The sequence below is a fragment of the Parasphingorhabdus sp. JC815 genome (assembly GCF_040717415.1).
In the GTDB taxonomy this organism is placed as follows: Bacteria; Pseudomonadota; Alphaproteobacteria; order Sphingomonadales; family Sphingomonadaceae; genus Parasphingorhabdus.
On the sequence record NZ_JBFEFM010000001.1, the window covers coordinates 155,441 to 177,896 of the forward strand.

Below are 22,456 nucleotides of genomic sequence, written 5' to 3' on the forward strand. Positions count from 1 at the left end.
CCAATGATAATGGCTGGCCGCTCTAATTATCCATTCAACTTTCCAGTTCAATATCCCAATATAACCAGTCATGCCATGTCTCGTGCAGGAAATTGGGCGGAAATCCGCGGCCATATTCCTGAAGCTGCCAACTGGTCGGTTTAATCGGTCTATTTGAAAGCTGCATATGGGATTCTTGAGGTGTTCGGCCGCCCTTCTTTAAATTACATGGCAAGCAAGCGGTGGTCACATTTTCCCATGTCGTGCGGCCTTTCTGGCGGCGTGGAATGACATGGTCGAAGGTTAAATTATCAACACTGCCGCAATATTGGCAGGTGAATTTATCCCGTAGAAACAGGTTAAATCTGGTGAACGCAGGATATTCCGAAGGTTTAATATATTTTTTCAGCGCAATAACAGACGGAATCTGCATGTTAAGATTGGGGCTATGTACTTCGCGTTCATAGCTTGAAACGATATTGACCCGGTCAAGGAAAACCGCCTTTATTGCTGTCTGCCACGGCCACAGGCTTAACGGGTAATAGGATAAGGGCGTGTAATCCGCATTCAATACCAAGGATGGACAGCTTTCGGGGTGCCGTAACATATCAGGGTGATACATAGTCTAACTACTCCCTTTGTCTTTGACTGTCCGCCCTTAATCCGCAAGAACATGTCATGGTTATTACAACTGACATGCAAAGAACATTATCTTTACTATGACGTCAAGAGTGTATGTAAATCATGATATAGTAGTACGTTTCGCGCCAAGCCCCAATGGTTTGTTACATCTGGGTCACGCTTATGCTGCCCTTTATGCTTATGATTTTGCGCGCGAGCGGGGCGGTAAGTTCCTACTTAGAATTGAAGATATCGACGTCGGGCGCTGCAAAACGGAGTATGCTGATGCGATACTGGATGATCTTCGGTGGTTGGGAATTGATTGGGATGGTCAGGTGGTTTTCCAATCTAAGAGACTTGATAGCTATGCCCAAGCTGCGGAGCAGTTAAAGCAAGAAGGACTATTATACCCATGTTTTTGTACACGGTCTTCTATGCGTACAATTCGGCAAAACAACAAATTGGAAGAAGGACCGGATGGACCGGTTTACCCGGGTATTTGCCGTGGCCTAAATAAAGATATAGCGAAAGAAAGAGCGTCCAGAGAACCCCATTGTTGGCGATTGGATATTAAGAAATCACTTGGTTTAACGGGCAAGCTGACCTGGCATGATGGTCTGCGCGGTGAACAGGTGGCTGATCCAGCAGCGTTGGGCGACGTTGTGATCATTCCCAAGGATAATCCGGTTAGCTATCATCTGGCTGTTACACTCGATGATGCGCGTGACGGGATTACCCATGTTGTTCGCGGTGAAGATTTATTCAGCTCTACTCACATCCACCGCTTGCTGCAGGCGCTATTACTGTTGCCTACACCCGAATATGTGCATCACTCCGTTCTAGTTGATGAAACGGGAGCAAAATTGTCAAAAAGCCGAGATTCTGACTCCTTGGCTCAATTACGTGCAGATGGAGAGGATGGCTTACAAGCAGCGGGTCGATTACGAAAAAATATTTTCCCTGTTGGAATTGGGCTGTCAAAAGCCTAGTACCGCTTGATGACCTATATATTGATATTGCTAATCCTGATCGCGGCTGGCGCCGTTATTTATGCCCTGGTTCGCGGACTGATTGCATTTGCTAATATGAAGCCGGATGATGTGGATGGCGAAGGTGTGACTGCTTCGCACAAGAAACAGAATGAAATGATGTTCGCTCGCGTAAAATATCAGGCGATCGCAATCATTCTGGTGGCTTTACTTATACTTATCGCCGGTGGTCAGGGGTAAAACTACAACCGGATGGTTAAGCTAAACAAAATATATACGAAGACGGGCGATGGCGGCACGACTGGCCTTGTTGACGGGTCACGCATTGCCAAAAATAACGCGCGAATGGCGGCTATCGGCGATGTTGATGAATTGAATAGCGCTATTGGCACTGCCATGTGTCAGATTGATGATGCGTCATTTTTACAGTCTTTGCAGATGATCCAGAATGATCTGTTCGATGTGGGGGCCGATCTTGCGACTCCGGCTGAAAGTGACGATGATTTCACTCCTTCGGAAATGGTACTTCGTGTAACATCATCGCAAGTTGAGCGTCTGGAAAACGAGATAGATACGATCAACGAGAATATTGACCCGTTGACTAGCTTCATCCTTCCCGGCGGCAATATGTCCGCTGCTACCATTCACTTGACGCGGGCTATTGCCCGGCGAGCAGAACGAACTGCCGTAGGTGCTGCACAGGTGATGGCAATTAACCCGCTGGCTCTGGCTTATCTGAACCGCCTGTCGGATTATCTTTTTGTCCTTGGCAGGATGCTGAATAATGGCGGCAAAGCTGATATTTTATGGGTTCCGGGAGCATCGCGCTAATCCGCTTTGCTATCATTTATACGCGTTTTAAATAATATAATCCAATAAACCATGTTGTAATTTAGTTGGTTGACGCTACGCTCGTTCGTCCTATGTTCTGTAGATTGCCGATAAAACGGAGTAGGATTGATCGCTGACCAAGCCAATACCATTAAGGCGCATTCTGTTAATTCAGCAGATTCCTCTCGTTGGCAGGGTCTTGCAGACAGGTTCAGGAATATTCGTTCTTACAGCGTTTCGCTGATTGCAGGATTGAGTGATGCCGATGCCACCGCCCAGTCGATGGAAGATGCTTCACCGGCTAAATGGCATCTGGCGCATACAAGCTGGTTTTTTGAAACTTTTCTGCTGCGCGACAATGTGCAAGATTATTATCTATTTAACGAAGCCTATGCCTATTTGTTCAACAGCTATTATGAGGCTGAAGGCCCGCGACATCAACGGCCTGCACGGGGGCTTTTGACCCGTCCTTCTCTGGAGGAGGTGCTGGATTATCGTTCTCATGTTGATGCGGCTATGCTGTCGGCAATGGCAGGTTTTTCTGCTGAGGCATTGGATCTGGTTGAACTGGGCCTGCATCACGAACAACAGCATCAGGAACTGTTGCTGACTGACATATTGCACTTGTTTTCATGTAATCCGCTTGGTCCCGCATTGCTGGACCCAAAACCGCGACGGGCCTTTACCGAAACGCCGCTGGGCTGGATTGAGGGGGCAACAGGCATTCATTCGATCGGGCACGGTAGCAAGGATTTTGCTTTTGATTGCGAAGGTCCGCGCCACGAAGTGATGTTGCATCCACATGCCATTGCCGATCGCCCGGTGACAAATGAAGAGTGGCAACAATTTATCGCAGATGGTGGCTACGCAGATCCGTTATATTGGCTATCCGAAGGTTGGGCTTGGCTACAGGAGAATGAAATCACTGCGCCGCTGTACTGGCGCGAACGGGACGGTATTACCGAAGAATTTACCTTGCAGGGGTGGCGCGATCTCATTTTATGCGCGCCGGTCCGCCATATCAGCCTTTATGAAGCCGATGCTTATGCGAGTTGGGCCAACGCGCGTCTGCCGACCGAAGCTGAATGGGAGATTGCAGCGAGAACCGGCTTGCCGGGCAGCGGTGATGTCTGGGAATGGACTGGCAGTGCTTATCGTCCTTATCCGGGCTTTAAGCCAGCCGAGGGAGCAGTTGGCGAATATAATGGAAAGTTCATGTCCGGCCAATTTGTTCTAAAGGGTGGAAGTGTTGCGACACCGCCTGGACATATCCGTGATAGCTATCGCAACTTTTTTTATCCGCATCAGCGCTGGCAATTTACGGGTCTTCGCCTTGCAAAAGATATTTGAGCCGAGGTCTTTAATTTCAAAAACTCACCTGCCGCCAAGGACGGCTATCTAATGGATATGACAATCAGTCAGGTTGATCCGGCCTTCAAAAAGGATGTTTTGCACTGTTTTGAGCAGCAAAGCTATGCCATTCCGGCCCGATGGCTCTATGACCGCCGAGGGTCGGAGCTGTTTGAAGAAATAACTGAACTTTCTGAATATTATCCTACGCGGACCGAAACCCAATTACTGGAAAGCTATAGCGCAGAGGTCGCGGAGATAAGTGGGGCAGGGCGCGCTGTGATAGAGTTTGGTTCAGGCAGTTCGGTGAAAACTCCTCATGTTTTGCGTGCGGTACAGCCTGCCGCCTATGTGCCAATCGACATTTCGGGGGAGTTTTTGGCGGCTAGCGCGGCGCAATTGCAAACCGAGTTTCCCGAGCTTCCGATATACCCTCTGGAAGCCGATTTCATGCGGCGGCTGAACTTACCTGATGAAGTATCCGGCATGCCGAAACTTGGTTTCTTCCCCGGCTCGACCATCGGCAATATGATTGCCCGGACCTCGGTTGACTTGCTACGCTTTATGCGGGAAACTTTGGGCACAGGCTCGCAGTTGCTGATTGGCTTTGACCGGATCAAGGATGCCGACATTTTGGTTGATGCTTATGATGACAGCGCCGGAGTAACCGCTCAGTTCTCGCTAAACTTATTGCACCGGATCAACCGTGAGCTGTGTGGTAATATCCCCGTTGACCAGTTTCGGCATATTGCGGTCTGGAATGACTTATATGCGCGTATAGAGATTTATCTTGAGGCCCTGTCCGACGTTCGTTTTGCGATAGATAATAGCCGCTTTACAATGACCGAAGGGCAGAAAATTCATATCGAAAACAGCCATAAATATGGTCTGCGAGATGCGCGTTTGATGCTGCGGGCAGGGGGATGGTCACCGGTGCGCGAATGGAGCGATGAAAAGAATTATTTCTCGCTGGTTCTGGCTGAAGCCCATCCGTTTAAGAACGCTCCGTAATCCACCCAAGGATCATTCCACAATATTGTCAGAGGCAGGACTTTGCTGAGCTAATTCTTTGCCATTTTGATATTTGGCGCGCCATATGGTGATCCATTCATAAGCACCGCGACATTCCCGCATCGCGCTGGCTTCGATCAAGCGGAACAGCTGGCCGTCCCAAATATATCGCTCTGCACTGCCGCAATCACCAAGGCCTCTACCCTTGGCATAGCTGCTCAATATCTGATGCTCTTCATCCCAATCAGGATTGACCAGCAAAGGTGGACGTCCCTTTGCGCCCCATCCGGGCTGTAGATCATAGGTCGCAGGACGGAACGCCCAAGTCGCCCCATCTTTCTCATCACCCTTGATCTCACCGATATAAGCAGTGCTTGAAACATTATAGGCGCCAGAGCCACAAGATATAAGGACCAGCGCGCGATATCGGTCACCTTTTTGTCCCATCGGATAAATTTGATCCTCGACAACGCCAAAGCGCTCATCTTTGCAGACAGAGTTTTCGATCAGATCAACAATTTCTATCGTTGCGGGAATACGGTTAGCGGGAGCCCATTGATCGATCACTATTGTTGGTATCTCGGATTTGAGCGGTCTGAATTTCCGTCGTCCTTTTGATACGAGTGCTGTTCGGGTATAGGCGCGTTTTTGCTGGACATCCATATAGCGCAATGCAGCTGCTGAACCGGAAAGCGATACCGTTGTCAAATTCTCGCCATTGGGACCAATAACCTGTAAATTATTACCTTTGATTATCGCTTGGGATACTTTGACCGCGTCTTTTCCGACAATCTCTATTGGATAGTCACCTTCAACCAGTGGTCCGGTGTCAATCAAACGGCCATCTACAAGCATTTGATAACGATCTATATGATCGTTCTGAAACAGCACCCGGATCTTTAAATTGTCATCAGTATCAGGTGTGCGAGTAACGACAACTGGGCCGCCCCAGCTATCAAATCCGCCGCCAGCTACATCATTCACCAACGAAACGGCCTGACAATTTCCTCCATTGTCACAGCCCACCGACCAGTCTTTGTAATTTCTGATTTCTCCGGGTACAGGGGTAGGCAGTGATGCACTCGCTGTCGTAGCGAGGAAAAGCGTCCAAAAGCTGATAGTGGAAATAATAGTTGCCATAATTGTAATCTAGCCAGTTTGATCGACAATCGCTAGTGCCTTATGATGTCAATATTAACAGCCAGGTAACGACAATTAAAAGGGATAGTAATGAAATCAATCGGTATCATCGGATCAGGACAAATGGGTGCTGGCATAGCACAAGTCTCCGCGCAAGCGGGCTATCATGTTTATCTGTCGGATATGAATCAGGAGATTGCCGAGAAGAGCAAAGCCGGTATTGCTAAACAATTGCATCGTCTGGTCGATAAAGAAAAAATTGAGCAACAGGCCGCTCAGACCGCGCTAGACCGGATTGAAACAATCGGCACGTTAGATCCAATGGCAGATGCGGATATTATCATCGAAGCCGCAACGGAACGTGAAGATGTAAAACGTCAGATTTTTGGAGCTGCATCTGAGATTCTCGGGCATCAGGCGCTCTTGGCGACCAATACGTCTTCTATATCTATCACGCGGCTGGCACAGGCTGTCAAAGATCCGTCCCGTTTTATAGGGGTTCATTTTTTCAATCCGGTTCCGTTGATGGGGTTGGTCGAAATTATTCGCGGTTTAGCGACCAGTGACCAAAGCGTGGCCATGGCGAACGAATATGTAAAAGCAGTAGGTAAACAGGCCGTGCTAGCGAAAGATTCGCCATGTTTCGTCGTAAACCGGATTCTGCTTCCCATGTTAAACGAGGCCTTTTTTGCATTGGGTGAAGGCACTGCTTCTATGGAAGATATTGATCGCGGGGTTCAACTTGGTCTTGGTCACCCGATGGGGCCGATCACTCTGGCAGATATGATCGGGCTTGATACACTGTTAGAAATCTTGAGGGTGCTGCAAAATGACTTCGGTGATCCGAAATATCGCCCGGCTCCGATCTTGTTAAAATATGTCGAAGCAGGTTGGTTAGGTCGCAAAACCGGGAAAGGTTTTTATGACTATTCGGGAGAAACGCCAACGCCAACTATGTAAGTGGGCAATATCAGCAGTGTAATCGCGCAATTTGGATTGGCAATGCAGCTCAGGAATGTAGATTGTCCATATAAGCTGGCGAAAAAAGCCGGATCAACTGGGAGAGAATGTAATGAGCGATATGGTCAGGGATTTCAGAATTGATATTCCACAAACGGCATTGGACGATCTGAAAACGCGCCTCGCAATGACTCGATTTCCCGAGAAAGAGCCTGTGGACAATTGGAGCCAGGGCATACCGCTGGCTTATGTGGAGCAGGTTGCCGAATATTGGCGCCAGTCATACGACTGGCGCCGTTGCGAAGCTCTGCTCAACAAATATTCACACCATATGACAGAGATCAATGGTTTGGATATTCACTTCATGCATATCCGCTCGCCCGAAACAACGGCCCGCCCGCTCATCCTGACGCATGGCTGGCCGGGTTCGATAATTGAATTTATGGATGTTATCGGCCCGCTGACTGACCCTGTCGCACATGGTGGAGAAGCTAAGGACGCATTTCATCTGGTTGTTCCCTCGCTTCCCGGTTTCGGTTTTTCAGGCAAACCTGTTGAGACTGGTTGGGGTGCAGAAAAAATTGCCGGAGCTTGGGATATATTGATGACGCGGCTAGGCTATGACCGCTATTTTGCACAAGGCGGTGATTGGGGTGCGATAGTGACGTCTGCCATTGGTGTCCAGAATCTGGGCCATTGCGCGGCGATTCATATCAACCTTGTGGTTGTCGGTTCGCCTTCTGAAGAGTTGCTGAAAAATCCGACACCGCAGGAGCAGGCGGCGTTTGAACGGTTTGCGTATTATCAGACACAAGGCGGCGGCTATGCAGAGATTCAGCGCACCAAGCCGCAGACATTAGGCTATGGCCTTGCCGATTCTCCGGTAGGGCAAATGGCGTGGATAGTTGAAAAGTTTCAGGGATGGGCCGATGGCGCAATTACGCCTGATGACAGTTTTGATCGTGATCATCTGCTGGATAATGTCATGATATACTGGTTGAATAACGCAGGCACTTCTTCTGCCCGTTTGTACCGGGAGAGTTTTGGTAATCCCAATATTGATCCGGTTAGTCTGCCAACCGGATGCAGCATATTTCCGGATGAGATTATGACTCCATCACGCCGATGGGCAGAGCAAAGGTTCAAAAATTTACAATATTGGAGTGAACCGGAACAAGGTGGTCATTTCGCGGCAATGGAAGTCCCGGATATTTTTGTTGAGGAAGTGCGTAGCTGTTTTGGTAGCATGAACCTGTAACGCCAGATACTGGCGTTGGTTAGTGGTCGACTGATGGCAGTTGATCAAATCTGGCTGCTGTTATTACTGACAGTAAAAAAGCCGCCCATATCCTCGGGCGGCTTTTTCAATCGTAAGGAATATCATTTAAATTTAAATCCGTGAGGATTTAAAAGGCTACACCCAAGCTAAACACCACGGCACTATCGGTAAAATTATTGACCGATGGTGCATCTGTATCAATATATGCCACGCTGGCCGTCAGGTTTTTGGTCACTGCCCAGTCGGCACCAAGTTTCCAGTCGATATAATTGTTGTCACCGATAACGCCAACCGGATTACCCAATGAACCATCATTTATGCCAATACTGGCGTTAAGTGAAACCGGTGTATTGGGAATACCGCCGGAAATTCCTGTATAAATATAGACATTGTCACGGTTGCCAAGGCTGTTTTGTTTCCAAGCATAAGCGATACCTGATGCGAGTTGAACCGGACCCAAAGTTGTGGAAACCGAAGCATAGGGTTCAAAATAGTCACTTGGTCCGGCTGCGCCTCCTTGTCCATTCGGATAAACATAATAAAGCAGCCCTGCATCAAGGTTCAGTCCGGACATGACTTCTCCTGTCCACCCCGCATAAAGGTCAAGTTCAGTGTGACCAAAGGTGGGGCTATCTTCAATAGAAGAAGCCCATGCGCCGACATAAAATCCGCTTTGATGAGCAACATCTATACCGCCCTGAGCAGCGATGTCGCCATCGGATAAAGACAGGCCGCGAAAGCGATAATCAGAGGTTAATGTGGCATTGCCAGATATAGTTATACCGCTGCCTTCTTGGGCAAGGGCAGGCGGTGCTATAGATGCCAGTAATATGGCCGAAAAACCGAATATACCGGTTTGGGCATTTTTGAAGTATGTGGTTATAATGGACGTGCGCATAGGATTCCCTTTCTGGTTGATGCGTATCGTCCCTCCTGGATGGTGTTTCGGTTGTCTTTTTTGCGCTAGCGCCGCCAGCGGCAGACAATCTCAAAACATGTAAAGAAAACTGCCTTATCTTGCTGCGCTGCACAACAAAAAAATAACAGCTAAAGTAACATACTGCTATAATGTGATAATCATGCCACATCCGGTTAACGAAACCGGAGTTTCCCTGCGTATAAACTTTGTTAACCATAAAGCTATATCTTGGGAAACATGTCGAAAATTGATTCTATCAAACGTAATAATAACGGGGATGATGCTTTTGCAGAAAGTTTTGCCCGGTTGAAAGCAGTTGAATCTGTAGCTTGCTGGGTCGCGAATATGGCTGGTTCATCGGCAACGCCGTCATTCGTTCTGGCTGATCCTGATGTGATGGAAACGGCCTATCGCCATAGTTTCTCGATGACGCGGAGGCGGTTTGACCAGGGGTGTGATGATCTAGCGGTAATGGCGCGTATTGGCGCGAAGGCTTTGCTACAGGTAAATAATGTTGGCAGCGGGCGAAGTGATTATGCAGCTCAGCGACTGATGCATGAAATCCAAATGTCGGGACGCCGGACTCTCGAGCTGCTGCAAAAATAAATATTCATTCAGGAGAAATTTGAAGTTCGCCTTTTTCAGGTAGCGATTTGATATGCACATCGCGCTGAGGGAAGGGTAGCTCGACTTTATGTTCCTTGAATAAATCCCAAACACGTTTGAGCACGGCAGACTTGAAATTACCTACCCCTGATTGGGGATCATTGATCCAGCATCTTATTTCAAAATTGACGCTACTCTCGCCAAACTCCACCATACGAACGACGGGTTTGGGATTGTTCAGAATACGGGGGACATCGACGCAGGCTTGTTCCATCAATTCCATGACCTGATCCATATCGCTATTGTATGATACGCCAACCGGTATGCTGATCCGAATATTTTTGTTGGAATAGGACCAGTTCTCGACTTCTTGCGTCATAAGATTTTCATTGGGGATCAAATGTTCTTTCCCCTGACGGGTCAGGATGGAGACAGCCCGAACACCGATTTTGTTGACCCAACCGAAACTGTCACCGACCGCGATGATGTCGCCCGGCTTAATTGACCGGTCCATAAGCAGGATAATACCGGCAATAAGATTACCGATGGTTTTTTGCATCCCGAAACCAACCGCCAAACCAAATGCACCAGAGAAAACGGCCAATGCGGTAAGGTCAATACCAAGAACATCGAGTCCGAGCATGAAAGCCACGCCCAGGATGGCGACAGTGGCGAGCTTTTGTCCGAGCACTTTTTGAGCGCCGTCTAGCTGGCTATTAGAAATGACATGACTAATCATTTTCATCGAAACGCGCGCTACAGCTAGCAGAATAACTGCGGTCATGATTATCGTGACAATAGTGAGGAGCGAGATACGGTTGGTGCCAACATTGAACCCAACACGGTCCAATGCCAGAGTGATACGATCAAAATTCCCGATCAGACCAAGGGCGCTGGATAAAAAAACCGTAATACCCATGACTGTGCCAAGCCAGTCTGGCATCCGTACACCACGGATCAGGTCATTGGTAAATAGGCCCAGTGTGATTGCAATGGTGAGACCAAAGATGACTTGAGGGATGAGCGACCAATCCCAAATTGAAAGAAAAAAACCACATAATATGAAGGTGGTCGTGCGTCGGATCATGTCACGGATACGTCGTCCGGCGAGTTCACTCTCATAACCGGCGCGCGTTTCCCAGATATTTCGTAACTTTGGGCCGATATATTTGCTAAGCAACCAACCCGCGATCAGTGCGAATATTACCAGTCCGGTAGCCGTCCCGCTCTCGATAACTTGCAAATCTTGCGATGTATCGGGTACAAGATTTTTGATGGAGGCGATAATATTCTGCATCATGATGACGCTATGCTAAACTGCTCAAACCCTTTGGCAAGGTCCGCTATCAAATCATCAGGATCTTCCAGTCCAATATGAAGCCGCACCAATGCGCCTTTCATGGTCCAATCGGTCGCAGTGCGGTGTTTGCCGGGATCAACGGGCAGAGCGAGGCTTTCATAACCACCCCAACTATAACCTATACCAAATAAGGCCAGTGCATCGATAAAGGCTGCGCGGGATTGTTCGTTACCTTTTGTAAGCTCGAACGAAAATAGACCGGATGATCCGTTGAAATCACGTTTCCAGATATCATGACCAGGACAATCAGACAGGGCGGGGTGCAGGACTTTTCCGACTTCGGGGCGGGTTTTTAGCCATTGCGCCACTGCCAGAGCCGATTTTTCATGCTGTTTGAGCCGGACTTCCAGAGTCCTTAATCCGCGTGCTGCAAGATAGGCGTCATCAGGAGAAACGACCTGACCCAATTGTTGAGCCGTACGGCGTAGCCGTGTCCAATATTTATCGTGGGTAGTCGCTGCGCCCATCATCACGTCGCTGTGGCCGACAATATATTTGGTCGCAGCGACAATAGATATATCAACACCATAATGAAGCGCCGGAAAAAACCGTGATGTTGCCCAGGTGTTGTCCAGAAGCGTTGCAATACCGGCCTGTTTCGCAGCACTGCATATGGCCGGAACATCCTGCACCTCAAAAGTCAGGCTTCCCGGGTTTTCAAGCAATATCGCTTTGGTCTGCTCGGTGAACAGCGACTGGATGTCTGCCCCTATCATGGGGTCATAATATCGCGCAGTTATGCCCATGCGTTTCAGGAACGCGTCCGCATAACTGCGACTGGGGTCATAGCTATTGTCGGTTAATAATATTTCGTCGCCCGGTTTAAGGACCGCCAGCATTGCACAGGCGATAGCTGAAACACCTGAAGGGTAGAGCATGGTTCCAGCCGCGCCCGGTTCCATTTCTGTAAGAGCTGCGGCCAGAGACCATTGTGTAGGGGAACCACGCCGGCCATAAAAAAAGTGTCCATCTTCATTGGCCGATAGGCCCCCACGCAAATCTGCTACGCTGTCATAAAGATGCGTGCTGGCACGCCAGACAGGTGGATTGACTACAGCGCCAGTCCATTTTTTGTGTCTGCCGCTGGTAACTGCCTGTGTCGCCGGTTTATTGCCGGACGGGTCCTGGTTATCGGACAATTTTTCAGCCGGTAGCTTTGGGTGTATCTGCGTCCGCACCCCACTCGGCCCAACTGCCATCATATAGGGCAGTTTTATTGGCACCTGCCAAAACTGCTGCAAATAAAACCACTGCTGCGGTAATACCGGAACCACAGGTCGTTACGAGCGGTTTGTCTAGGTCAACACCGGCATCATCGAATACGGATTTGATCTCGTCAGCATTTTTCCATGTACCATCGGCATTGAACAACGTGCTGTGCGGGATATTTACAGAGCCCGGAATATGGCCGGCTTTAAGGCCAGGCCGCGTTTCTTCTGCCGTGCCCGAAAAACGGTCAGCGGGGCGTGCGTCAACCACCTGTTCGTTTTTGCTATGCAGATTGGCGAGCATATCAGCTTTTGTGCGGACATCCTTGTCGTCTTTCCACACAGTGAAATGCCGGTGTCGAAGTGCTTCTTTTCCGGTTTCCAGTGGACGGCCTTCTGCTTTCCATTTGGCAAGGCCACCGTCGAGTATCGCAACTTCATGTGCGCCAAAGATAGTTAGCATCCACCAAGCACGCGCGGCGCTTTTTAGCGGGCTATCATCATAAATGACAATGCGGCTACCATCACCAAGACCAAGGGATTGCATACGGCTGGCAAATTTCTCGGGAGGAGGAAGCATATTTTCAACCGAGCTACTGCTATCGGTCAATTCACTTAGATCCATAAATACCGCGCCAGGAATGTGCCCCGCTTCATATTCTGCTGCCGGATCGCGTCCGGCATCGGGCATGAATTTCGTGGCATCAACTATACGCAAATCCGACGCGCCCAGTTCGTTAGCAAGCCAATCGGTTGTTACCAGCAGTTCCATTATATGCTCCTTGTGCCAGCGGAGAGATCAGCCTCTCTGCTTCAAAATGCCAATCATTGTCGATCACTTATAACGATCAATATCGATTCGTGCTCAAGTGGTTGAAACTATATTGCATTGCTCGCCAAATCCACCGCTTATGTGATGTTTGGAAGAAATCACTTTTCTGTTGGCAAGGTGGATCTCAAGGAATTAGCTAGACAACAATAGGCGTTCTCCAACAGGGCCAAAATTACGCGGTCCCTGATCAAGCCGAAAGGGTGCCATTTTGGTGCGTGGTGGTTCATACTCCTGGCCTATAATGAAGGACGAGCGCAGTTGATGCGGTGAGCTTGTGCTATCTTTATATACGGTGTAAAAATGGACCAAGGGAATGAAAAGAGCCTGGTTTCTGAAAGTAATGGGGTGGATGGCATGTAATGGTGTGCGGATATCACCGCTAAGAGTTACAGTATCACCGGCAGACAGCGTTTCAATATTGTGCAATATCTCCCCCGATTGCGTAGTGCTATGCCGGATATTTTCTGTCTCCGCCTGCACCATTGCACCTGACAGGCGGATATCGGTCAAATCCTGATCCGATATGTTGGTCAGCTTGATAGTGTAGTTCAACACCGCATTCAGCAAAGTGCAGGATGCTCCGTCGGCAGTAAAGTCGATTTGTAAATTGTCAGCGAGCGATGTCTCTTCTGCAAGGTTTGTTTGCTTAATTACTGACTGAGGAGACGGAGCCTGCGGGATTGGGCGAGCTACGGGAGGTATCGTCCTTGGTGCCAATTTCCTGTCAGAACTGGCGCTAATTTTGGACGTGATAAACCCGTCGGATGAAGCCGAGCTAGACTTTGCTGGTTTTCGGGTTTCTGCCGGATTGGGCGGGGAATATATTTTTGGTGCCGGTTTGCGCGGTTCAGATGCCGGTTTTTTATCAGGCGCAGAAGCGGAGTTCTTCAACACCGCTCCTCGGGAATGAGGCACGGAATTCTTGCTCCGCCAGAAATAAAGCCCCAATGCGGCGAGCAATATAAAGATTAAAGCCCCACTAAAATAAAAGAGGCGATTGGTGCCAAAACCATTTGTCTGAGAATCTTCAAGGGATGCTGTTTCTGGCGCATTGTCGGCTATTGATTGACCAGTAGTTGGGGATTGGCCAGTAGATTGGTCATCAGACGGGATTGGGCTAGGCTGACCGGTCGTTGCCTCGGGTTGTGGTTGCTCTCTATCCGAGGATGGGGCGCTCTGCATTGGCCTGACCACCGTTTCTGGCAACTCATTATCTACAGAGGTTGTCTGCGGCGTAGCTAGGTTTTGGCTCGGTTGACTTTGGTCTTGGTCAGGTGGATTGGTAGTTGTACTTGGTGTGGGAGGTACGGGTACCGGCCTAACAACGGACGACGTAGTTTGCGCGCCATCAGGTTGGATTGCTGGACGGGGCGGTGGACTATTTTCTTCAACCGGTCCCTGAACGACACTATCAGCCGGTTTCCCGCTATCACCCGGTGGAAGGGAATATTCGCTAACCGAAGGTAACTGGCGCAAACTACCATCGGTCATTTGTCCTGGCACAGTTTGAGCCTGAACAGAAGGCAGGCAAAGCGCGCTAGCCACCATCAATGCTAGCGTTTTTACGCGCAATTTTTGTCCCATGTTATCTAATGTCATAGCATTTATGAACCCTGATCTGTTTATTTCGCTCTATCCACTGAACCGGAAATGAATATCCTTACAGGGATGACATAGGCCGTCTCGTGCATTAAATGATCTGCATGACAGATAAAGACATATTAGACGGCGCCCCCCGATTTTTAGGTCAAGATAGCGCATTACCCGGCTCACCTGAAGAAGCAGTCTTGGATTATGTGCCAAATCCGCGGACAGATGGGCTGTATCTGACTCGTCTTGCTGTACCGGAGTTTACTTCACTTTGTCCGGTGACCGGACAGCCCGATTTCGCTCATCTGGTACTTGACTATGCGCCGGATAAAACCATCGTGGAATCCAAGTCGCTCAAATTATTTTTGGGATCTTTTCGCAACCATGCCGCCTTTCATGAAGATTGCACCGTAGGTATCGGGCAGCGGCTATACAGCGAGATGAAACCCAAATGGTTGCGTATTGGTGGATATTGGTATCCCCGAGGTGGTATTCCTATCGATGTATTCTGGCAATCAGGAGAACCGCCCAAAGGGTTGTGGGTCCCGGATCAGGGGGTTGCGTCCTATCGGGGACGCGGCTGATCCGTAATTCTCATATATTCAGGTATTTTTATTGGCTGGAACATAGTAATTTATCATATTAATATGGTGTTTTTTCTTTCCGCCCCTATGAATCGCGGTCGGTAGACCTTATTATCAAAGTATGACCAGCATCCCCCATCAGCATAATATCGCTATTGAGCCCGATGATATCGATTTCATGGGCCATGTAAATAACGCCAATTACCTGACCTGGGTTCAGGATGCAGTGATTGCCCACTGGCAGAAAATTGCCCCGTCGGAAGCGGTTGCGACCCATTTGTGGGTAGCTTTGAAGCATGAGATAACTTATCGGAAGCCCGCATTTTTGAACGATGATGTGATTGCCGAAGTATTGCTGGAAAAAGTCCACGGCGCGCGTGCTTTTTACAGTACGATTATACGGCGTGGCGAAGATGTTCTGGCCGAAGTCCAGTCGAGTTGGTGCTGTGTTGATGCTGAAACATTACGGCCGATGCGCATTGCAAAAGACATTGCGGCTAATTTTTTTGGTACCGGCCCCAAGTAACAAGGCATTTGTTTCGCGGTTATAACCCGCGCAAGATGTGCAATATTAACGCATCAGGCCACCCATTATATTGCGAGCAAAGCTGCCCAGCATGGAACCGCCCAGGCTGGTACCAATCGAACCTGCGGCGGCACTTGCTGCTCTGGCTGCCGGGTTGCTTCGTGATTTCTTGCCTGTGATCTTTGATACAACGATGAGAGCGGCAGAACTGACTACGGCTCTGGTAGCGGCTGATGTAGCTTTTTCCCACATTGATTTGGTTTTGCGTGGTTTTTTTGCCACTTCTTCTTTGCTGGTCGCTTCGATTTCCTTTGCTACTTCCGCTGCATTGGCTGCTTTTGCGAGCAAAACTTCTTCGGCGGATTCGCGGTCTACTTCTTCGTCATATTTTCCTTCGTAGGGAGAGATCGACGTTATGATCGCCCGTTCTTTAGCGGTTAGTGGTCCCAAACGAGAGCGTGGCGGCTTGATCATTGTCCGCTCCACGATAGAGGGGGCGCCGTCTTCCATCAATGTGGAGACTAACGCTTCACCTACCCGCAATTGCGAAATGGCTTCCTCTACATCTAGATCGGGGTTGATACGGAAAGTATCGGCTGCGGCTTTAATCGCTTTTTTGTCGCGCGGCGTATAGGCACGCAGCGCATGTTGCACCCGATTGCCAAGCTGGCCTGCTATTTCTTCGGGAATATCTACCGGGTTCTGGGTGACGAAATAAACGCCGACCCCTTTGGATCGGATCAGGCGAACAACTTGCTCGATCTTGTCTTCCAAAGCTTTGGGCGCATCATCAAACAGTAAATGGGCTTCGTCAAAAAAGAAAACGAGCTTTGGTTTGTCCGGGTCACCAACTTCGGGAAGAGTTTCAAATAGCTCTGAGAGCAGCCATAGCAGAAAAGTTGCGTAGAGTTTCGGGCTTCGCATCAACTGGTCCGCAGCCAGAACATTTATATAGCCCCGGCCCTGATCATCGCAGGTGATGAAGTCATCAATTTCTAAAGCAGGTTCACCAAAAAACTGGCTCGCACCCTGACTATCCAGTTGCAGAACCTGACGCTGTATCGCCCCAACACTGGCTCTACTGACATTGCCATATTTGGCGGAAAGCTCTTTTGCATTTTCCGCCGTATAGGCGAGCATGGATTGTAGATCGTCGAGATTGAGCAGAAGCAAACCTTCTTCATCCGCATAGCGAAAGACTATGTTGAGCACGCCTTCCTGAGTGTCGTTCAGATTCATCAATCGCGCGAGTAATAATGGCCCCATCTCGCTGATCGTAGTGCGAACAGGATGTCCTTGTTTGCCATAAAGATCCCAGAATATTGCCGGGTTATCAGAATAGGCGTAATCATCCATTCCTAATAATTTGGCTCGTTTTTCCAGGCTGTCGGCATGTTTGAAGGTGGGTGATCCAGCCATGGAAATGCCTGCGAGATCCCCTTTGACATCTGCGACGAAAACCGGAACGCCATTCGCAGAAAAACTTTCAGCTAAGCCTTGCAGCGTGACGGTTTTACCAGTTCCGGTTGCACCTGCAATAAGACCGTGGCGATTGGCGCGCTTAAGGTTCAGGCTTTGACGTTTATCACCGCCTAGACCCAAAAATATTTCTTCTGCATGCTCCATATCTTCCATCCCCGACTCGTTGCTGTCCACTGAAATTAAAAGATAGGCTGAGCAAATTAAAAAGCCAGCGCGATGCACTGGCTTTTTTAAAGTTACATTACCTGATAAAGGTTGCTTTCAGCCAGTTTATTTCTTGCGTAAACGAACTGCAACAAACCGCGCATCGCGTGCGCCGCGCTTAACCTGTAACAAGACAGCTTCGCGGTTGGACCGGGTTGCAGTGCTTATAGCTTTATCTAAATCCTCAGCGCTATTAATCGGCCTGCGGTTAACGCTTGTAATCATGAAGCCACGCCTAATGCCTTTTTGCGCCGCATCGCTATTGGGGTCGACGGTTGAAACCACCACGCCTTGCTGCGTTGATGGCACTCCAATTTGACGGGCAATAGCTGGTGTTAAATCAACAACCGACAAGCCCAGTGCTTCCGCTGTTGCTTCTGCGCTGGCACCATTTTCATCGGTGCCCATCTGATCTTCGGCATCGGGATCAAAATTGCCGGTGGTCAGTTCCTCTTCAGATGGACGTTCGCCGAGACTGGCTGTGACATTGATAGCTTTGCCATTTCTGAGCAATTTGATTTTCACATTCGTACCAACTGGTTGGTTGGCTACCAGATAGGACAGGGTTTGATCGGGTGTAACTTCCCGGCCATCCACTTCCACAATAACATCGCCGGCCTGTATCCCGGCTTTAGCTGCGCTTTCATTCGGAACTACTGAATGAACAAACTCGCCCCGGTTTTTTTCCAGACCAAGAGAGTCTGCAAGATCTTCTGTAAGCGGACTAATCTGGACGCCAAGATACCCGCGTTCAATTTTTTCGCCTTTCCGCAGGGTATTGACGATGGGAACGGCCACTTCAGAAGGAATGGCAAAACCGATGCCGACATTGCCGCCAGTTGGTGAAATTATGGCGTTGTTAATACCAATGACATTCCCATTCAAATCGAACATAGGGCCACCGCTATTACCACGGTTAATGGATGCATCGGTTTGCAGGAAGCGGTCATAGGCACCGCCCTGTCCGGTATTGCGGTGAATGGCAGAGACGATCCCTGTGGTGACTGTACCGCCTAGACCGAAGGGATTGCCGATCGCAATAACCCAATCACCCACCCGTGCGCTTGTGCTGTCGCCAAACTTCACAAAAGGAAGGGGCTTTTTGGCGTTAATTTTAAGCACTGCAATATCGGAAGCAGCATCGCGACCCACCAGCTTTGCTTCATATTCGGTGCGATCCGGCATAATGACAGTGATAGATTCAATCGTTGCATTGCGGTTGCCTGGGGCTACAACATGATTGTTGGTCACGATGTAGCCATCAGCAGAAATAATAAAGCCGGAACCCAGTGATTGCGCCTGACGGGTTCTGTTACCACTACCACCGCGATTACCGAATAATCCGTCAAATGGTGTTCCAGCAAAAGGATTAGTATTAACCCGCACCTTTTGCTTCGTAGAAATATTGACAACCGCTGGCTGTAGTTGCTCGGTCAGGTTAGCAAAGCTCATTGGAGCACCGCGTGGCGCAGCAGCTCTCATGGCCTGGCTGTCATTGGCAGCTACCTGAGCACCAGCGGAACCAATTCCGGCTAGCGTCGCAGCGCTGCCGGCTAAGAGTAAGGCTGCTGAAATCCCGTAAGCGTAACGCACAATAATATTCCTCTCAATTAGTAAGCATTGATAACGAACATCCGATATCAAAACTATTCAAATTCATACCAGTCCATAAATAAGTGGCGCAAAATTCATGAACCGGATTTGAATATTAACACAGATAATCCTTATCATCAGTTACAAGGTAAACGTTTTTGAGCCGTCGGCCTAATATCTGGTAGTAATAAACCTGTTTCGCAAGCCAAGAAACGTTCATTCGTCGAAAAATTATCATATTTTGCAGAAAATGATGACAGATGTAGACGATAGAGAAAATCTGTTATTTTTTCCTGAAAAGTCAACCGGCTTATGTAGAAAATATATCATTTACAGTCATCTGATCCGAACCAGTATCAGCGCCATCTGAATATAATTTCAATAGTATACCGATGGCGCTATAACCGTTTAGTTTCCTTGGAACTGACGCAGATATTCGTTGTCAGGGGACAGTACGAACGATGATGTCGGACCGCCATCCTGATTACTACGAAATGTTGTTTCATAACTTTTCATAGCACGATAAAAATCATAGAAATCCGGGTCCTTGCCAAAACTTTCGGCATAGGTCTTCGCAGCGTTCGCATCTGCTTCTGCGCGAATGATCTGCGCCTGTTTAGCGCCCTGTGCCTTGATAGTGCGTGCTTCCTGTTCACGCGCAGTACGCATGCGTTGATAAGCACTTTCCAGCGGTGTACCATCCGGTAGATCAGCGCGTTTTATGCGAACATCCACAATTTCCGCACCATATTGGCGTGCAACCCGGTTAAGGCCTGTGCGGATATTATCCATCACCTGACCACGTTCGGGGCTTAGCAGGGCGGCAAACGGACGTTTGCCAAGTTCGTTTCGAAGGGCTGAGCCAAGAATTGGGCGAAGTTCGTCGGCAACCCGCGTCTCATTACCGGCTGCGATAAACATACGCAGCGGATCAGCAACGCGAAAGCGCGCGAATGCATCGACCTGCAAGCGCAGCTGATCGGTTGAGAGCACTTGCTGTTGCTCCATTTCGACATCCAATATGCGTTTGTCGATCCATTCAACCTGTTCAATGAATGGCCATTTGGCTAGTAGGCCAGCCCCTGTGCTGCCATAGGGCACACCATCCTGATAACGGTTGATGATCCGTACTGGTTCACCAAAGCGGACCACAATGCCTTGTCTTGTTTCCGGCACAATAATCAACGTGTTGATCAACAGCAAAAGCAATCCAAAAACGATGATGGCAAGTGCGACGGGGTTTTTCATAATATTACCCATTATTTTGCCTCCACAGCTTGATTGGACGCAGCTTGTGCGCGCTTTTTGATCTCCGGCAGCGGCAGATAGGGCGTTACGCCATCTGCCTCGATGATTGTTTTATCCACTTGTGACAAGACGCGCTCCATTGTTTCATAATACATGCGCCGCTTGGTCACGCGCGGGGCCTGTCGATATTCTTCATAAACCTTGTCGAAGGCAGCTGACTCACCTTGTGCTTGCGCGGTTAGCTGCTGAGCATAGGCGCGGGCTTCGTTCAGATAGGTCTGGGCAGTCTGTTGCGCGGCAGACACTTCTTTAAAAGCGTCATTGACTGCGGCTGGCGGATCAGCCTTTTTAATGGCGATACCGCGGATCAGCACACCGGCTCCATATTCATCAAGCAATGTCTGCATTTTTTCAGCAACCTGCTGTTCTATGTCGGACCGCTGTGAACCAATTGCTTCGTCCAGTGTAAAATTTGCCACAGCCTCGCGCATAGCGGATTCAGCCACTTCGCTGATAGTTTCTTCCTGATCAGCAATCCGGAACAGAAATAATTCCGGAGACTTGATATTCCAGCGCGCAGAATAAGCGAGATCAACAATATTCTGGTCTCCGGTAAGGATAAGTTTCTCCGATTCTCCAGAAGGAATATCTATTGTACGAATTTCCTCGACATCCAGCTTTGTGACCTGCTCAAACGGGGTGGGCAGCGACATGTGCAATCCTGGCTGCATCGTTCTGGAATAGGAACCGAAGAATGTCACAACGCCGCGTTCCTGCGGGCTTATCCGATGTATTGATGATAGAAGAACCCATAAAATGACAAAGCCGATGAGCAGGATGGGCCACCACGGACGGCCGCCGGGGCGCTTGGGAATGCCGCCCCTGAAACCACCACCGCCGTTTCCTTTTTTGAACAGCTCTTCGAGCGACGACGCGCCGCTTTTTCCACGGCCACCTGATGGCCCGTCGGACGGGCTACCCCATGGATTGCGCGGCCCCCCGCCTTTGCCGCCATCACCGCTACCATTACCCCAGGGGCTGGCCATGTTAAAAATAGAACCCAAAGTTGTGTGTTTGGATCCTTGTCCATCAAATTTTTTATCCATAATTTCATTATAGGTAGCTCATGGTCAGAAAAACAGTGTCAATCCGATAAAAGTGCAACTATGTTAAATGAATGACCGATATTTCTATGATTAAAGCTGCGCTCGACGAAGTTGCGGGCGGGAAATTCAGCGCCGTTCGCTTTGATGATGGCCGTGTTTCCCTGATATTAAATGTTAGCGGGCTGGACGTTCGTGAGCGGGGACAGATCGAGATTGCCGTGAAAAGCAAGCTATTGGAGCTGGACGGTGTCGAAAAAGTCGATGTGGCCATGACTGCGGAAAAGGTCCAACGCCGTTTGATTGCGGTTGGTAGTGGAAAGGGCGGAGTGGGCAAGTCCACTTTATCTACAAATCTGGCCATCGCACTAAAGGCCTTGGGCCTGAAGGTTGGAATGGTTGATGCCGATATATACGGGCCTTCACAGCCGCGCCTGCTGAACTGTGAAGGGAAACGACCGGAGGCAGAGGGCAAGCAGCTTATTCCGGTGCCCAACGAATATGATATTCCTGTCTTGTCCATGGGTCATTTGGCGAAACCTGGTCAGGCGATTGCCTGGCGCGGGCCAATGGCGGGAAAGGCGCTGGATCAACTGATCAATGCACACTGGGGTGACATCGAATATTTGATTGTGGATATGCCGCCCGGTACCGGTGATGTGCAATTGTCGATGATGCAAAACCATAAGCCTGTGGGGGCATTGATTGTTTCGACGCCGCAGGATCTGGCTTTGATGGACGCGGTACGGGCGGTTGATCTGTTTGAACAGGCAAAAATACCGATCATAGGTATGGTCGAGAATATGGCAGCTTATATCTGTCCACATTGCGGCGAAGTCAGCGATCCGTTTGGTGCTGGTGGCGCAGAGGCAGCAGCCAAGACCATGGATATGCCGTTTATGGGACGTGTGCCGCTGGATATTGAAATCCGCAAATCCAGCGATGGTGGAACGCCCTCGGCGGCCTTGGACAATCTACAGGGTAAGGCATTTCATGATATTGCCAAAAAGCTGGTGACATGGTTGGATAACCAATAGATTG

22 protein-coding genes are annotated in these 22,456 nt (G+C 49.2%); 11 read left to right on the forward strand and 11 right to left on the reverse strand.

Annotated elements, in window-relative coordinates; translation table 11 throughout:
* Positions 1 to 34 precede the first annotated feature (34 nt).
* The gene (locus tag AB1K62_RS00740) at positions 35 to 601 is read right to left on the reverse strand and encodes an HNH endonuclease (protein ID WP_367000446.1); all 567 of its coding nucleotides are present in this window, start codon (positions 599 to 601) and stop codon (positions 35 to 37) included.
* 97 nt (positions 602 to 698) lie between these two features.
* On the opposite strand from AB1K62_RS00740, the gene gluQRS reads away from it, so the two are divergent.
* From gluQRS to egtD, 5 genes are all read left to right on the forward strand, one after another.
* A complete protein-coding gene (gene gluQRS / locus AB1K62_RS00745) occupies positions 699 to 1,589 on the forward strand; it encodes a tRNA glutamyl-Q(34) synthetase GluQRS (RefSeq protein ID WP_367000447.1) in 891 nt (296 codons plus the stop codon).
* A gap of 9 nt (positions 1,590 to 1,598) precedes the next feature.
* On the forward strand, positions 1,599 to 1,829 hold the full coding sequence (locus AB1K62_RS00750) for an HIG1 domain-containing protein (RefSeq protein WP_367000448.1): 231 nt from the start codon (positions 1,599 to 1,601) through the stop codon (positions 1,827 to 1,829).
* A 12-nt stretch (positions 1,830 to 1,841) separates the two neighbouring features.
* Complete coding sequence (locus AB1K62_RS00755; RefSeq protein WP_367000449.1) at positions 1,842 to 2,420, forward strand: cob(I)yrinic acid a,c-diamide adenosyltransferase; 579 nt, start codon at positions 1,842 to 1,844, stop codon at positions 2,418 to 2,420.
* Between the two features lie 150 nt (positions 2,421 to 2,570).
* Positions 2,571 to 3,770: an ergothioneine biosynthesis protein EgtB gene (gene egtB / locus AB1K62_RS00760; RefSeq protein ID WP_367001998.1), complete on the forward strand. Its 1,200-nt coding sequence runs from the start codon at positions 2,571 to 2,573 to the stop codon at positions 3,768 to 3,770.
* Between the two features lie 51 nt (positions 3,771 to 3,821).
* Complete coding sequence (egtD, locus tag AB1K62_RS00765) at positions 3,822 to 4,781, forward strand: L-histidine N(alpha)-methyltransferase (protein WP_367000450.1); 960 nt, start codon at positions 3,822 to 3,824, stop codon at positions 4,779 to 4,781.
* 12 nt (positions 4,782 to 4,793) lie between these two features.
* On the opposite strand, the gene AB1K62_RS00770 is transcribed toward egtD, so the two are convergent.
* Entirely contained in the window at positions 4,794 to 5,921 is a 1,128-nt protein-coding gene (locus AB1K62_RS00770; RefSeq protein WP_367000451.1) for a DUF1176 domain-containing protein, read from the reverse strand.
* Positions 5,922 to 6,011: 90 nt separating this feature from the next.
* Between AB1K62_RS00770 and AB1K62_RS00775 the strand changes: the two genes are divergently transcribed.
* Entirely contained in the window at positions 6,012 to 6,881 is an 870-nt protein-coding gene (locus tag AB1K62_RS00775; RefSeq protein WP_367000453.1) for a 3-hydroxyacyl-CoA dehydrogenase NAD-binding domain-containing protein, read from the forward strand.
* 112 nt (positions 6,882 to 6,993) lie between these two features.
* Positions 6,994 to 8,139 carry an epoxide hydrolase family protein gene (locus AB1K62_RS00780; protein WP_367000455.1) on the forward strand — a complete coding sequence of 382 codons (1,146 nt, stop codon included), beginning with the start codon at positions 6,994 to 6,996 and terminating at the stop codon, positions 8,137 to 8,139.
* 148 nt (positions 8,140 to 8,287) lie between these two features.
* On the opposite strand, the gene AB1K62_RS00785 is transcribed toward AB1K62_RS00780, so the two are convergent.
* Entirely contained in the window at positions 8,288 to 9,058 is a 771-nt protein-coding gene (locus AB1K62_RS00785; protein ID WP_367000457.1) for a TorF family putative porin, read from the reverse strand.
* Positions 9,059 to 9,316: 258 nt separating this feature from the next.
* Here AB1K62_RS00785 and AB1K62_RS00790 point away from each other — a divergent pair, with 258 nt between their 5' ends.
* On the forward strand, positions 9,317 to 9,685 hold the full coding sequence (locus AB1K62_RS00790; protein WP_367000459.1) for a hypothetical protein: 369 nt from the start codon (positions 9,317 to 9,319) through the stop codon (positions 9,683 to 9,685).
* A 4-nt stretch (positions 9,686 to 9,689) separates the two neighbouring features.
* Here the strand turns inward: AB1K62_RS00790 and AB1K62_RS00795 are convergent, their stop codons facing one another.
* The 4 genes from AB1K62_RS00795 to AB1K62_RS00810 all read right to left on the reverse strand — a co-directional run bounded on the left by AB1K62_RS00795 (position 9,690) and on the right by AB1K62_RS00810 (position 14,684).
* Positions 9,690 to 10,985: a mechanosensitive ion channel domain-containing protein gene (locus tag AB1K62_RS00795; RefSeq protein ID WP_367000461.1), complete on the reverse strand. Its 1,296-nt coding sequence runs from the start codon at positions 10,983 to 10,985 to the stop codon at positions 9,690 to 9,692.
* Positions 10,982 to 12,184, reverse strand: coding sequence for a cystathionine beta-lyase (metC, locus tag AB1K62_RS00800; RefSeq protein WP_367000463.1), 1,203 nt, complete (start codon positions 12,182 to 12,184; stop codon positions 10,982 to 10,984). Before metC ends, AB1K62_RS00795 begins: the two co-directional genes overlap by 4 nt.
* A gap of 4 nt (positions 12,185 to 12,188) precedes the next feature.
* Positions 12,189 to 13,025: a 3-mercaptopyruvate sulfurtransferase gene (gene sseA, locus AB1K62_RS00805; RefSeq protein ID WP_367000465.1), complete on the reverse strand. Its 837-nt coding sequence runs from the start codon at positions 13,023 to 13,025 to the stop codon at positions 12,189 to 12,191.
* A 192-nt stretch (positions 13,026 to 13,217) separates the two neighbouring features.
* A complete protein-coding gene (locus AB1K62_RS00810) occupies positions 13,218 to 14,684 on the reverse strand; it encodes a hypothetical protein (RefSeq protein WP_367000467.1) in 1,467 nt (488 codons plus the stop codon).
* Between the two features lie 104 nt (positions 14,685 to 14,788).
* On the opposite strand from AB1K62_RS00810, the gene queF reads away from it, so the two are divergent.
* On the forward strand, positions 14,789 to 15,259 hold the full coding sequence (gene queF, locus AB1K62_RS00815) for a preQ(1) synthase (RefSeq protein ID WP_367000469.1): 471 nt from the start codon (positions 14,789 to 14,791) through the stop codon (positions 15,257 to 15,259).
* A 121-nt stretch (positions 15,260 to 15,380) separates the two neighbouring features.
* Entirely contained in the window at positions 15,381 to 15,785 is a 405-nt protein-coding gene (locus tag AB1K62_RS00820; protein WP_367000471.1) for a thioesterase family protein, read from the forward strand.
* 45 nt (positions 15,786 to 15,830) lie between these two features.
* Here the strand turns inward: AB1K62_RS00820 and AB1K62_RS00825 are convergent, their stop codons facing one another.
* From AB1K62_RS00825 to AB1K62_RS00840, 4 genes are all read right to left on the reverse strand, one after another.
* Positions 15,831 to 17,411, reverse strand: coding sequence for a helicase HerA-like domain-containing protein (locus tag AB1K62_RS00825; protein WP_367000472.1), 1,581 nt, complete (start codon positions 17,409 to 17,411; stop codon positions 15,831 to 15,833).
* Between the two features lie 126 nt (positions 17,412 to 17,537).
* A complete protein-coding gene (locus tag AB1K62_RS00830; RefSeq protein WP_367000474.1) occupies positions 17,538 to 19,064 on the reverse strand; it encodes a DegQ family serine endoprotease in 1,527 nt (508 codons plus the stop codon).
* Between the two features lie 408 nt (positions 19,065 to 19,472).
* Complete coding sequence (locus AB1K62_RS00835; protein ID WP_367000476.1) at positions 19,473 to 20,324, reverse strand: protease modulator HflC; 852 nt, start codon at positions 20,322 to 20,324, stop codon at positions 19,473 to 19,475.
* Entirely contained in the window at positions 20,324 to 21,358 is a 1,035-nt protein-coding gene (locus AB1K62_RS00840; protein WP_367001999.1) for a protease modulator HflK, read from the reverse strand. Before AB1K62_RS00840 ends, AB1K62_RS00835 begins: the two co-directional genes overlap by 1 nt.
* Positions 21,359 to 21,489: 131 nt before the next feature.
* Between AB1K62_RS00840 and AB1K62_RS00845 the strand changes: the two genes are divergently transcribed.
* Positions 21,490 to 22,452 (forward strand): Mrp/NBP35 family ATP-binding protein, encoded by a 963-nt coding sequence (locus AB1K62_RS00845; RefSeq protein WP_367000478.1) that lies wholly within the window; start codon positions 21,490 to 21,492, stop codon positions 22,450 to 22,452.
* Positions 22,453 to 22,456 lie beyond the last annotated feature (4 nt).